The sequence below is a fragment of the Jeotgalibacillus sp. JSM ZJ347 genome, from assembly GCF_044383825.1.
Classification (GTDB): domain Bacteria; phylum Bacillota; class Bacilli; order Bacillales; family Jeotgalibacillaceae; genus Jeotgalibacillus.
Map to the genome: position 1 here is coordinate 257,002 of NZ_JBISEN010000002.1, position 13,925 is coordinate 270,926.

At 42.2% G+C, this 13,925-nt stretch carries 11 protein-coding genes and 1 riboswitch; of the genes, 8 read left to right on the forward strand and 3 right to left on the reverse strand.

Annotation, left to right across the window (positions count from 1 at the left end):
• The first annotated feature begins 15 nt into the window (after window positions 1-15).
• The 7 genes from ACH6CZ_RS07180 (at window position 16) to ACH6CZ_RS07210 (ending at window position 7,185) form a co-directional block, all read left to right on the forward strand.
• On the forward strand, window positions 16-348 hold the full coding sequence (locus ACH6CZ_RS07180) for a thioredoxin family protein (protein ID WP_374096749.1): 333 nt from the start codon (window positions 16-18) through the stop codon (window positions 346-348).
• Between the two features lie 93 nt (window positions 349-441).
• A complete protein-coding gene (locus ACH6CZ_RS07185) occupies window positions 442-1,173 on the forward strand; it encodes an ABC transporter ATP-binding protein (RefSeq protein ID WP_374096750.1) in 732 nt (243 codons plus the stop codon).
• Complete coding sequence (locus ACH6CZ_RS07190) at window positions 1,170-1,928, forward strand: ABC transporter permease (RefSeq protein ID WP_374096751.1); 759 nt, start codon at window positions 1,170-1,172, stop codon at window positions 1,926-1,928. The genes ACH6CZ_RS07185 and ACH6CZ_RS07190 overlap by 4 nt, the downstream gene beginning before the upstream one ends.
• 58 nt (window positions 1,929-1,986) lie before the next feature.
• Window positions 1,987-2,063: riboswitch (cyclic di-GMP riboswitch) on the forward strand.
• Between the two features lie 41 nt (window positions 2,064-2,104).
• Window positions 2,105-2,977 (forward strand): amidase, encoded by an 873-nt coding sequence (locus ACH6CZ_RS07195; RefSeq protein WP_374096752.1) that lies wholly within the window; start codon window positions 2,105-2,107, stop codon window positions 2,975-2,977.
• Window positions 2,978-3,101: 124 nt separating this feature from the next.
• Window positions 3,102-4,733: a diguanylate cyclase gene (locus ACH6CZ_RS07200; RefSeq protein ID WP_374096753.1), complete on the forward strand. Its 1,632-nt coding sequence runs from the start codon at window positions 3,102-3,104 to the stop codon at window positions 4,731-4,733.
• Window positions 4,733-5,767, forward strand: coding sequence for a HEAT repeat domain-containing protein (locus ACH6CZ_RS07205; RefSeq protein ID WP_374096754.1), 1,035 nt, complete (start codon window positions 4,733-4,735; stop codon window positions 5,765-5,767). Before ACH6CZ_RS07200 ends, ACH6CZ_RS07205 begins: the two co-directional genes overlap by 1 nt.
• On the forward strand, window positions 5,767-7,185 hold the full coding sequence (locus ACH6CZ_RS07210; protein WP_374096755.1) for a glycosyltransferase family 2 protein: 1,419 nt from the start codon (window positions 5,767-5,769) through the stop codon (window positions 7,183-7,185). Before ACH6CZ_RS07205 ends, ACH6CZ_RS07210 begins: the two co-directional genes overlap by 1 nt.
• Window positions 7,186-7,221: 36 nt before the next feature.
• Here the strand turns inward: ACH6CZ_RS07210 and ACH6CZ_RS07215 are convergent, their stop codons facing one another.
• The 3 genes from ACH6CZ_RS07215 to ACH6CZ_RS07225 form a co-directional block, all read right to left on the reverse strand.
• The gene (locus ACH6CZ_RS07215) at window positions 7,222-10,386 is read right to left on the reverse strand and encodes a hypothetical protein (protein ID WP_374096756.1); all 3,165 of its coding nucleotides are present in this window, start codon (window positions 10,384-10,386) and stop codon (window positions 7,222-7,224) included.
• Between the two features lie 132 nt (window positions 10,387-10,518).
• Window positions 10,519-12,123: an ABC transporter permease gene (locus tag ACH6CZ_RS07220; protein WP_374096757.1), complete on the reverse strand. Its 1,605-nt coding sequence runs from the start codon at window positions 12,121-12,123 to the stop codon at window positions 10,519-10,521.
• A complete protein-coding gene (locus ACH6CZ_RS07225; RefSeq protein ID WP_374096758.1) occupies window positions 12,120-13,016 on the reverse strand; it encodes an ABC transporter ATP-binding protein in 897 nt (298 codons plus the stop codon). Before ACH6CZ_RS07225 ends, ACH6CZ_RS07220 begins: the two co-directional genes overlap by 4 nt.
• A gap of 159 nt (window positions 13,017-13,175) precedes the next feature.
• On the opposite strand from ACH6CZ_RS07225, the gene ACH6CZ_RS07230 reads away from it, so the two are divergent.
• On the forward strand, window positions 13,176-13,760 hold the full coding sequence (locus tag ACH6CZ_RS07230; RefSeq protein WP_374096759.1) for a TetR/AcrR family transcriptional regulator: 585 nt from the start codon (window positions 13,176-13,178) through the stop codon (window positions 13,758-13,760).
• Window positions 13,761-13,925 lie beyond the last annotated feature (165 nt).

Here is a 13,925-nt window from a genome sequence, read left to right on the forward strand (position 1 = left end):
AGAGGTGACCTGAACATGAGGACATATACTGAGGTTCGTTCAAATGAAGAACTTGACCATATGATGAAACAACCGTTAAGCGTACTATATATTTCACGGGATGGCTGCAGTGTATGTCACGCACTGCTTCCGAAAATTCAGCAGGTGATGGAAGATTATCCTGAGGTTGAATTTGGTCATATCCTTGCTGATGAATATGAAGAAGTGGCCGGGAAACTATCTATCTTCACCGTGCCGGTCGTGCTGATTTTCTCTGATGGAAAAGAGCTATTAAGAGATGCAAGGTTTATTAGAGTGGAAGAATTCAGGGATTCATTAGATAAAATGACCGACATTCTGGAACAATAAAAAGGCAGGCTGCTCAGCTTGCCTTTTTGTGATTTATTTATTATCATTATTACATTATAATAATTATAAATAAGAAAAAAGGAAGTAATGACAATGACAAAAGATGCTCAGGCTGCAATTCAGTTCAGCCATGTAAATTATCAATCAGGCGACACGAAAATCCTGCACGATATTACAGGCTGGTTTCCGAAAAACAGAATTACCACACTTGTAGGGCCGTCCGGTGCAGGTAAAACAACACTATTCAGGCTTTGCAACGGATTGATTTCCCCTGATTCAGGTGAGATCTATATAGATGATCAGAGAATTTCTTCATACGAGCCGGTTGAGCTCAGAAGAAAAGTGGGGATTGCGCTGCAAACAGCCACAATGGTACCGGGTACCGTGCGTAAAAACATGGCGCTGCCCTTTGAACTTCAGGGTAAAGAGCTCTCCGATGAAACAGCAGAAGAGATGATCAGGCTTGTTGGTCTTGATGAAAGTTTTCTTGAACGGGATGCAAAGGACCTATCAGGTGGTCAGCGGCAGAAGGTGTCGATTGCAAGAACACTAGTGATGAAGCCTGAGATTCTGCTTCTCGATGAGATTACTTCATCGCTTGACCGTGTATCCCAGCAGGAAGTTGAAGAGCTGATTGTCAGAATCAATGAAACTTATCAGACAACGATCATGTGGATCACACACAACCTGCGGCAGGCGTTATCAATTGGTGAATACACCTGGGTCATGATGGACGGGGAGCTCGTAGAAACAGGTGAAAGCAGCCTGCTGAAGGACCCGCAGAACCCAAGAGTTAAAACCTTTGTAAAGGGGGAAGCGGAATGAGTTTTCTTTTACTTGGTTTATCACTTATTTTCGTATTGATTCCCCTTGTTTTGTCAAAAACACTGAACCTCGGTCTTGAAAAGGATGCAGTTGTTGCCACGATAAGAGCGATCATCCAGCTCCTTGCAGTTGGTTATATTCTGCAGTTTGTATTTAATGCGGAGAACTTTTTCTATATCTTTCTCATGGTGTTACTGATTATTGGTGCAGCAGTTCAGAATGCGCGTAAAAAAGGCGTTTCGATTAAAGGCATCACATGGAAGCTGATTGTGACATTTGTATTTATTGAAGTGTTGACGCAGGGCATTTTGCTCGGTCTGAATATCACACCGGCTACTGCGCAGTATATAATTCCAATCAGCGGAATGGTAATTGGTAACTCAATGGTTTTATCAATCTTGTTTTTAAACCGTTTCACTTCTGAAATCGAATCAAAAGAAGCTGAGACTGAGCTCATCCTATCACTGGGCGGCACACCGAAACAGGCCATTCACCGGCCTCTGATTGCATCAATTCAGGCAAGTACAATTCCGACAATCGAAAGTCAGAAGACAATCGGACTTGTTCAGCTTCCCGGTATGATGAGCGGTCAGATTATTGCAGGTGCAGACCCACTGCAGGCAGTCATGTTTCAGCTGTTGATTATCTTCCTTTTATTGACCACAGCGGTTGTGACAAGTGCAATGCTAGGTTTTCTTTCATACCCGACGTTATTTAATGAACGTATGCAGCTATTAAAGCCTGAGAAAAAATAATGCAAATTATTTTTGCGTAGACGTCCCTTCTAAATGGTCGTATAATTTTTACAAACGAATCTGATAAGGGCAAACTTCTCCGAAAGGGAAGGACGCAAAGCCGTGAACCTGTCAAATGGTTGTCTGGCTGCCGGGTTCTCATTCTATGAGGCCCACCTTATAGAATGGAGGACAACGTGAAAAAGGTGATTTGTTCTGCGCTAGTATGTCTAATTGTAGGAATGGTGTATAGTATGTCAATACCTGCAAAAGCTTCAACAATTGAAAGAGCCACATGGTTATGGAACCCATGGTCGTTGATTAATGAAACGCCTGACACACTGAACTTTTTAACTGAAAAACAGGTAACGAAAGTATATGTACAGATTGATCATGACGTCTCCGTTGACGTCTACCGGTCATTTATTCAAGGTGCGACAGCAAGAGGGATCGACGTGTATGCGCTTGATGGTGCACCGGACTGGGCTGCACCAAAGGGATATCTGCAGCTGAGACAGCTGCTTGGCTGGGTAGAGCAATATCAGGTGGCTTCACCAGCAGACGCTGACTTTAAGGGAATTCATCTGGATGTTGAACCGTACCTGTACAGCGGGTGGAATTCAAAACGTGCGACTGTGATTAAAGCCTATCAGTCTCTGATGAAAGAGGCTGGTGATAAAGCGGGTCAATTAAATATCGGGATAGAAGCGGATGTTCCTTTTTGGTTTGATGAAATTAAATATAAAAACACATATGGAACCGGGTTACTCTCTGACTGGGTTCAGAAGGAAACGGACAGTGTTACAATCATGGCTTATCGCGATTCTGCGGCTGCGCTGATTCCATTAACACTGCATGAACTGGAACACGGTCAAAAGCTGGGGAAACCTGTCACGATAGGAGTGGAAACGGGGATGACAGCTGAAGGAGATTATCTGACCTTTTACCAGGAAGGCGAAGCTGTGATGAAACAGGAACTGGACCGAGTATACGATCAAGTAAAGAACTATGCGAGTTTCAAAGGTTTTGCCATTCATCATACTGAAAGCTGGAAAACTCTGAGGCCTTAAAACTTAAAAAACTTTCCTTAAATTAAAAGGAAAGTTTTTTTCGTTGTTAAAAGAGTTGTATAATAGGAAAAAAGAACAGAATGCTAATGTGAAAATACGAACATTTACATAGGATGTGGAGCATATGAGTACAAAATATCAGGAGATGTTGAATAAAAGAATCGAACAGACAGTAAGGGAGTGGAGTGCAAAAGACGCTGTTACTGAAGATGAGTGTTATCGCTTCTTCCATGGATTAAAAGGAACAGCGGGAACAATCGGACTGACAGAACTATCCAATCAGGCTGAGCGGGCCCTGTCGGAGCTTAAGGAAGACAGTATGCGGGTATTATCAGGAAATGAATGGAGAAAATTTTTTTCAATACCTCAAACTGAGACTATCGTGCAGCAGGCGGCAACGATTGACCGGCTTGAAGAAGACCTGCAGAGAGAAGAGGATTATCAATACGAAGATATTCCATTCATTCTGATGATAGAAAAGGATGTTGAGTTTCTTAAAAGAATGAAAGGCTTTCTTGAAGAACACGAATTTCAGGTAATTACAGCAGTGACACTCACAAAGGGACTGGAACATTACTATGATCTGTCACCGGACTTATTGATCGTTGATCTGGGTTTGCTGTCGGAAGGTGAAGATCCATTGATCAGTGAAATGATGAAGAAAGCCAGAAAAGACCTTACGCCAATTGTGCTTGTAAGCGGGGAATTGACAGATGAAAAAAGAATCGCAGCTTATGAAACGGGTGTACTGGATGTAATCGGAAAGCCGATAAATGAAAATATTATCATTCCTTTTTTAAAAAACCGGATGTTTCAACGGAATATGCTCCTCAGGCAAATTAGAAATGATTTCTTGACCGGTGCGCTGAAGAGAGACTGTCTTGATCAGGAAGTCCTGAAAGTGACGAAGAAAATGGTTGATGGTGATATGAGTTCAGCTGTGTTCGCCATGGTTGATTTGGATCATTTTAAGCAGGTGAATGATTCTTATGGTCACCCTGCCGGTGATGAGGTGCTGAAGGCTTTTGCGAATATAATATTAGAAACGAAAGATCCCGGAGATCGATTAATCCGCTTTGGAGGAGAGGAGTTCTCAGTGATCCTGCCGGATACAACGTATCAAGAAGCGGAGAAGAAAATGCAGAACTGGCGGGAGACTTTCAATCAACAGGTGTTTACAGCAGGAGAGCAGGAATTTAACGTACAGTTCTCAGCAGGTTTGATGGAATGGCATCAGACTGTTCACGTAAAAGAGATTATTGAGTGTGCTGATAAATCTCTTTATTTTGCAAAAGAAAAAGGGAGAAATTGTACTGTACGCTATACAGAGGTTATTCAAATGCAACTTGCGGCTGAACAAATGATGCTGATTGTAGTAGATGACGACGAACTGGTAAGAGAGATGCTGAAGGATCACTTTGAAAGACGCGGAAAAGTTGGCGGACGTTCTGTCAGTGTGAGAACCTATTCGAACGGCGTTGATTTTCTGCAGGATGATTGGTATGTGCCAGGCAAAAAATATATGATCCTACTTGATGGAATGATGCCTAAAATGGATGGGATCGAGGTGCTTGCAAAGCTTAGAGAATTATATGGAACTAAAAATATTCTAGTTTCCATGTTAACTGCAAGACAGGGAGACCAGGAAGTTGAAAGGGCGCTCGGACTGGGTGCTGATGATTATATGGTGAAACCGTTCAATGTGAGGGAAGTAGCTTCAAGAATTGACCGTATGATGGAAAGGATGTTCAATTAATGATCACAGTGATTTTATGGATATCAGGTTCTTTCTTGCTGCTGCAGATCATTGTGCTAATGTACTTATCGTTTTCGAAGCGGAAAGTAAACCGGCATGATCAGGAGGTCTCACGTATATATCACCAGATATTAAATTCGTATCTGGCATATCTGCATGGGGAAACTGAACATGAGCCTACTTTGCCGTCTGATGAACAAGTGCGTAATAAAGTGCTGGAAAGGCTGCTGTCGGGTTATGTATCAAATATAAAGGGTGCTGAAAACGAACAGCGTATGAAAGAGGTCGCTGAACGATACCTTACTGATCATTACCGGCACGTCCTTAAGAAAGGAAGTTGGGCAGAGCGCATTAACATACTTTTCTTTATTGAAGATTATCAAATGAGCGTGCTGCAGCAGGAAGTGAAAAATCATTATCTTTCCCTTAAGGAAAAGGATGAAGAATACAGACAGGCACTTCGTGTGCTTGCGACATTTGGAGACGACAAAGTCCTTGAGGCACTTAAAAATGATCAGACTCTTGCTGTGGGTTTTATGAAAGAGTGCTTCAGAAGACTTCCGGAAGAGTTTGTTGAAATCCTGAAAAAAGATCCGGAATTGCCAACACCAGTGCTGCTTAGCGTCATTTCTTACTTTGGCGAGACAGGTCACTATGAGCACCTGCCATATGTTGAATCACAACTGAAACATGATGAAAAAGAAGTCAGGTTAAAATCGCTTGGTGCACTATGTCAATACCGGTATATTTCATCAGCAGACCGTCTCCTCCCATTTTTGACTTCTGATATTTGGGAAGAAAGAATGTTTGCTGCAAGATTAGCAGGAATTCTCCAGCTGACAAGGTATTCAACTGCCTTGATGGAACTTGCGGGTGATACAAGCTGGTGGGTGCGTTTTGCTGCATGTGAAGCACTAAAACAATTGCCTGATGGCGAAATTCTGCTGACGTTTGCAGCAGAAGGACATGAAGATATGTACGCCAGGGATATGGCAAAGCAGCTTCAAACTTTAAGAACTGGGGTGAGCAGATAATGGAGTGGTTAAATTGGCTGGTTTACACTGCTGCTATCATCATTATTATGTATATGACCACGGTTTCCCTGCTTTATATTGGCATGTTTCTTGTTGCGGGACCACAGATCAGAAAAGAACGCCAGTTAAACAGGGCAGCTCACATTGAAGAAATTTCGATGAATAAGGATACCTTTCCAATTTCGGTGTTAGTGCCTGCGTATAATGAAGAAGTGGGGATTGTCAGCACAGCGAGGTCAATGCTTGCTTTGAACTACCCGCAGTTTGAAGTGATTGTGATCGATGATGGTTCTTCTGACCAGACGAGTGAGCGCGTCATTAATGAGTTTCGGATGAAAGAGGTTGATCTTGCCATCCGCCGCTACTTTAACACAGCGGAGGTAGAACGTGCTTATCAATCTACATTATTTCCACACCTCTTTTTAATCAGGAAACAAAATGGCGGGAAGGCAGATGCACTGAATGCAGGGATTAATTTTTCAAAATATCCATATTTTGCAGCAATAGATGGTGATTCATTATTAGATAAAGATGCACTTTTAAAAACGATGAAGCCGATCATTGATTCTAATGGTATGGTTACTGCAACTGGAGGAACAGTCCGAATCGCAAATGGTTCAAGAATTGTCAGAAGTGAAGTAGAAGAGATTGCATTGCCAAAAAAACCCATTGTGCTTCTGCAGATTGTCGAATACTTCAGAGCTTTCTTAATCGGCCGGCTGGGCTTAAGCAGAATGAATATGCTGCTAATTGTTTCAGGAGCGTTTGGCGTGTTTGAGAAAACCCGTGTGATTAAAGCCGGTGGCTATAAAGTTAATACTGTAGGCGAAGATATGGAGCTCATTGTCAGGGTGCATAAATCGATTAAAGATGAGAGGTCTGATCAAAGAATTGAGTATATTCAAGACCCGGTGTGCTGGACGGAAGCACCCTCAACTTTAAGTTCTCTAAGGTCTCAGCGCAGAAGATGGCAAAGAGGATTGGCAGAGACTTTATGGACACATAAGTCAATGCTGTTAAACCCCAAATATAAAGGGATCGGTCTTTTTGCGCTTCCATACTATCTCTTCGTTGAGCTATTAAGTGCGATTTTTGAACTGCTAGGGTATGTCATCATAATTGCCGGGCTTATATTTGCTTTTATTTCCTGGGAAATTACGCTTGTTATGTTTATTTCGACAGTTGTATATGGATCACTAATATCCAGCCTTGCAGTGCTACTTGAAGAATGGACGTATCACAAATATCCTGATGTAAAGAGCCTGCTGAAGCTGTTTGCCTGGTCCCTGACAGAAGCATTCTGGTATCGTCCACTAACTGTTTTATGGAGATGTGAGGGTCTGATCGCTGCAATCCGCCAGAAGGGTTCATGGGGAAATATGCAGCGCAAAGGTATTTCTGAAGAAGAAGCAGCATAATAAAAATCCGGAGCTAAAATGGCTCCGGATTTTTACTTACTCTATAGATTCGAATTGTTCCTGAAGTATATAATATGAATCTTTCAATCTTTCTTCAGATTCTGGAATATCCCACTTTTCCCATGTGTAGGATTCAAATGGTGTTTGTTCAATTACTTCTTGATTCTTACTACTTACAACCGCTGCCGAAATATTAATTGATTCAATCTCAATTGATGATGTCAGTCCGTCCTGCATGATATTCCCCATAAATTCACGTTGACTCGGGTCCTTGGCATTTAATAGCATCCACGGAATGCGGACTTCAAGCAAACCTTCTTCAGTATAATAATAATCAGCCAGTGAATCGTAGTCCTCGTGATCAGGATCCCCAATTCCAAACTTTAAATCACCGGTTTCATAGCTGTCAAAAGGCATTTGCTCATTTGTATCAGGTCTGATAAACGCTTTATTCAGCGCCAGACGGATTGGGTGAAATTCGTCTGGTTTTTCATTCTGAGGAATCATCCCAAGTTTTGTAGCATAATCAAAGTAAAAAGTATCATAGTCGCCGGCTACTTCTAAGTCAGCTTCCTGCCCTTTGAATCTGGCTCTAAAGTGTGCTGGTCCCTTACCGGTTTCAATCCCTTTATCAGATCTAATACTGAAGTAAAGGTCAAGCCACTTGTCGTCAAAGAAACCATCTGAAAGCTCCGCTATATCAAGTTGGAGATACAGATATCGTTCGTCATGCAACGTCTTTAGTTCTTCAATTTGACCTGAGTATTGTCCAAGGTTTTTAGCATCTTCATCTTTTTCTCCATTAATTCTTCCCAGATGCCTATCAAAGCTCAGAAGACCGAATTGCTGCTCATTTGTCTGAGCATTTGACCAGTATGGACGCCTGTCAGGATTGTCATAATCCATTGTGTTCCATGTACGCTTAAACCACTCATCCTGCCACGTGAAAACAAGACCTCCGAGCATATCAAGGTGAATCATATCTTCGTACAGCCTTGAAAGGATCTCTCCCTGCTCTGTTTCTTCAATAAAGCCCTGGTTCCATCCGAATGGATTTTCGTGTGTCTTACCTCTTGAAGCCGGTATGCCGAATTCTGCAATGAGTATAGGAAGATCGTGACTTGCCTTCAGGTCAGCTAAATATCCTGCATAGTTATTAGGCTCGCCTCTGTGATCGATATATTCTGTGTATTTTTCCTCCAGGTTTAAAAAGTCCGGATAGTATGGATAGACATGGTAAGAAGCAAACATACCTGCTTCTTTGATATCACCTGATACAGAGATATGGTTCGGATCCACTGTAGCAAGGTCCTCCTGTTCAGATGGCTCTGCCGGATGCTCAAGGTTATCTGTTGTAACCCAGTTCGTAAAGCTTAATGGCCGCATGCTCTGATATTCTTCTAGCTCGTATTTGACAAGGTATTCGAACTGCTCTGCCAGCCAGATCTCCATCGGATCTGCATTTTCAGTGGAAATATAGTCTCCCGAAAAGTCTTCCATGTCCGGATACTTTGATTTCATTTGATCAACCATAATCGGGTACCATTCGATCCCAATCATCCAGCCGATCACATATTGAGAAACGTTTGACCGATATACGCCGGAAGCGTGACCAGGTACGTGGTCAATATTCGCATTTCCATGAATGGCATCAGTAATGTGCTTCATCTCTTCTCTGAAAGCATCTGTACTTTTTTCGTTAAAAGCATCAAGTGTTTCCTCAAGCGGTTCCTCATCCGCCCAGACACCATGCATCAAATAAATAGGTTCCTCTGCCTGTTCATTGTATGCAGCAAGTGCATCATAAAATGCAGGCGGATGGAGCGTGTAGACCCTTACTGTATTGGCATTCATTTCTCCAATCATATTGAACCATCTATCATATTCTTCTCTTGTAATTGCAGCCTCTCCCGGGAAGTAGCCGGGTTTACCCATTCCCATGTTAACGCCTTTGATCGTGATTGGCTGCCATTCACTGTCGCGGTAAACTTCATACTGTTGTTCGTTTATTCTTGCAGGATATGAAATGTCGTTGATAAAAGCCTGTGCTTCCCCGGCTGAACTTTGACCTGCTGCAGCATTTGATTTTTCTGCAGCAAGATCATAAGTTGTTTTAATTAGTGGAGCTGCTGTCCGCCAGAAAAAGCTTTTATCAGGAGAAAATGTTTCAGGTGATAACCAGCTCTGAACGGTTGCCATGCCTGACACTTGGAAAAAAGACGGCAGACTTTCAACATCAGCATAATCTCCGGCGAAGTAAGTAACATTCGCCTGTTGTTTTATATGATGCATTACAGCAGGGAATTGATCTGGAATACCTGCATCCTGCAACTTTTTACTGCCCCTAGCATTTGGCGCCCAGTCATACCACGCTGCGACATCTTCTTCATCCTGAGGAATCAAAATATCGAACCAATAACGATAACCGGGACTCTCTTCAAGTTCAAAAAGTTCTGTTCCTTTTTCAGTAAAATTTAATCTGATTGTTGTATCATCAAAGTCGTTGTGATCAAGGACAAGCATGCGGTCTGAAGATTCGTTCAGTAAAATAAATCCTTCACCTTCATACTGCCAGTCACCCTGGGATTTCTCATATTGATCAATCATCCATGACGGCACTTCTTCGCCTTCGAGTGAAGGGAAGTAACGGCCGATCCATCCTGTCCAATCTGCTTTGATAAATTCCATGACATCCTGCTTTACATTGTCAGCTGTGGGAGAAGCAAAAGAATTAAACTCCATTACAAGGTCAGTATCCTCACTTAATACCTGATTTTTAATGAGGTTCCATTCTTCCTGCTTCAGCCCACCCTCAATCAGGTCGCTGCTCCCGGGTGTAGCTTCTCCATCTGCAGACCAGGGCAGGTCAGACTCATACACGCCATAAGTATCAGCGATATAAATTAAATCTTTTCCCGTCAATGACGAAGGGAAAAGATAATTGTCGACAGACTCAGCCTGTTCATCTGTCTTCAATCCGATATAATCATTTTCTTCATTAAATTCAGTACCATCAGATTTTTGATAATGATGATGATTTAGTAGCCAGGTTAAACTGTGGTGTTCACGGTACTTTTCGTCAGGAACCGTATAATCGATTATGCTGACATCCAATTCTGTTTGATCTCTTGAAAACCATATTATTATAGGCGATGAAACAACTATAATGAGTACTGCGATCAAAATCAGTAGTTTTTTCAATAATTTGACCCCCGCTTTTTAAAAGAATTTCATTTTTATTTCCTTACTCTAATAATAGTTTGAAAGTCATATTTAAACAATATTAAATACCCACCTTTTATAGAAGGTGGGCACGAATTATATAACACCTTATTAACCTTTCAGGTCACGTTGCTTATAACTGAAAACACCTGCTGCATATAAGAGTGCAGCAATTAAAATTAAACTTAGAAGAGGTATAAAGCTAAAATCCTCTCCCGGTATCTGCGGCACATGTCCAAACGGTGACAGCTTAGCCGGCCATTCAGGCAGCTGTAAAAGCCCACCGAGATAGACGACAAGAAATGAGTAAATTAAATAACCCCATGCAACAGAGGCAATTCCCGTTTTAATACCTGTAAATAGTACACCAAGACCGATCATCACCCAGATTGCAGGTAGGTAAACGAGCCCTGATAACATGACCGTCCCAAGCGCCATAGGATCATCCATTACCTGAACAGATGCGCCCCATAGGCTGAGAGTTGCTATCACCATCATCAATGAGCCGAAAAGTACAGAGATGCCCAGGTAACTTAAAAACACTTTTTGTCTCGAAACTGCCCTTGCGTATAAGTTTTCTGTCCGGTTTTTGTTCTCCTCAGATTTTAATTTAAAGAAAAACATCAGTGCCGGCACTGCAGCCATCATGGACATAATCGCCATCAGCATAGAAACAAATTGTTTTGTCAGTGTGAGACCACTATCCGGATCAACCATATTGCTTAGCATCTCATTGCTCCCAAAAAACGACTCCAGGTCACCGAGTACTGAGCCATAGGAGGCACCAATTACCATCAGGGCAACTCCCCATACAATGATACTTGTTCGGAGTAGTCTGAGTGCGAGTCCGAATGGGCTGAGTAATAGCGGAGACGCATGGCGCCGCCCGGGTCTTGAAGGCAGCAGACCACTGCCAAGATCTCTTTTTAACAGGAAGCTGAAAGCGGCACCGACAAGCAACAGGCTGCCTGCAATCAAGATTAGCACGGGGCTGACATAATTGTTCGCGTATACTTCTGTTTTAAGCGCCCAGCCAAGGGGAGAAAGCCAGGAAACAGTTTCGTTACTGACATCACCAAGTGCTCTTACAATATAGGAGACGCCAAGGATTAAGAAAGCGAATCCTGTTGTTCCGCGGCTGCTCTCTGCCAGCTGAGCAAATAATGCGGTCACTCCTGCAAAAAACAGACCCGTGGCGCCAATCGCTGCACCGTATAAAAATGAATCTGGTGCAGGAAGTGTTTCAATGCCAAGCAAAGTCAAAGACCCACCAAGTGTCAGTGCAAGTATCAGCTGTGAGAGACCGATTGTGATCAGTACAGCGGTTAATGGCGCGAGTCTGCCGGCAGGAAGTGAACCGATCATCTCCAGCCGCCCATCCTCTTCATCACCGCGTGTATGTCTTGCTGTTAAAAGAATAGTCATCACTGCAGCTAAAATCGCTGTGAAAAGCAACATCTGATGAGCCATCATTGGACCGGTTGTATAATTTTCAAGGCCATATCCAGGACCAACCATCGCAGTCATTGCAGGGTTTCTCATCGTTTCAGCTACCGCCATCCGTTCAGCTTCTGACTGATACAGATCTTCAAATGCCCATGCAGTCAGAAGGGTGAGAGCAGTAATGGAAAGAATCCAGATAACTAATCTAAGAAGGTCAGTCCGCAAATAAAACCTGATTAACGCACCGGTCTGATGAAAAGATTTCCGGTTCATGTCCGATCACTTCCTGTCCCCTCATAGTGGCGCATAAACAGGTCCTCAAGTGTTGGCGGAGTGCTCTCGAGTCTGAGGATGCCAAGTGCACTCACTTTTTTAATCACAAGATCCAGCGCTTCAGCATCTACCTGCAAAGATGTACCTTTCTCCGTTTCAACTACCTCATGCACGCCCTGGATGTCCCTGATGCCATTTAGCGGCTCTTTTGTTTCTACAATTAAATTTGTTCTTGTTAGATGCCGCATATCATCGAGTGAACCGGATTCAATAATTTCCCCCTGTCTGATAATCGCAACGCGGTCGCACAGGCGCTCTACTTCAGAAAGAATATGACTCGAAAGCAGCACACTTTTTCCTTCTGCCTTTGCTTTTAGCACGTACTCCTGAAATACACGTTCCATTAATGGGTCAAGTCCGGAGGTCGGTTCGTCAAGAATGAAAAGCTCAGCATCTGAAGCAAAAGCAGCTACAAGCGCTACCTTCTGACGGTTTCCTTTTGAGTAGGTACGGCACTTCTTCGTTGGGTCCAGCTGAAACTTTTCAATCAGCTCCTGTTTTTTATCCGGGTTTTTGCTGCCTCTCAGCTTTAAAAATAGATCAATTACTTCTCCGCCTGTCAGGTTCGGCCAGAGGTTAGCATCACCCGGCACATAAGCAATGCGTTTATGAATATCGACAGATTCCTTCCATACATCCATACCGAATATAGAAGAGCTGCCTGCAGTGGGCTTTAAAATTCCTAACAGTATCCGAATCGTAGTGGATTTCCCGGCCCCATTAGGTCCGATAAAGCCAAAAATTTCACCTTTTTGAATAGAGAGATTTACATCATTCAGCGCCAGGAATTTACCAAACCTTTTAGATAAATGGTTAGTTTGAAGAATGGTCATAAGAGACCCTCCTTTGAAAGTTATGAAATATTTATGTTTGTATATTTCATAATATACCTATTTAAGCAAAAATACAATACTTTATGAAGTCATTTCATTGTTATATTTCATATTTTTGATAAAATAATGATAGTACGCCAGAGAAAAAGAGGTGACAGCATGAATGGTTTTGAGCGAAGGCGTGAGCTGAAGAAACAGCATATACTTCAGGCAGCAATGGAGCTGTTCAGTGAGCTTGGTATTCAGAAGGTATCGATCGCAGATATCGCTAAAAAAGCCCAGGTATCACAAGTAACGATTTATAATTATTTTAAAAGTAAGCATAACCTGATTCATGAGGTATTCATTTATTATGTAGATCAGGCATCTAATCAATTTGAAGAGATTGTCCGAAGTGATAAAAGTTTTCCTGACAAAATTAAAGGTCTTATTTTTAATAAAAAGCAGGTATCAACTAATATACATCCGGAGTTTTATCAGTATTTGATGAAGGAATACGCAGAAGAGGGTAACTATATTGAACAGGTTTATGCTGAAAAAGCGCTGCCTTATTTTATTCAGCTGTTTGATGAAGGGAAAAAAGAGGGGTATGTGGATCAAAATCTGTCAAACGAGGCGATTTTATTTTATATCCAAATGATGAAGGATTATCTTCAGAGAGAAGATATCTATGAGCGGATTCTCCCGTTAACTGAGGATATCACGAATATATTTTTTTACGGCATTATTGGAAAGAAGTCCTAGAACAAGCCCTGGCATTAGCGCCAGGGCTTGTTTTTTTATAAACTTTTTATCACTACCCCCAAAAACTGGTTTCCCATGACGAAATATTGTGAATGAAGGTGAAATAAGTCACAGTTTTTGAAAAAGAGATGTTACATAAGTAAAAAGAATGTGTTTTGTATCCGC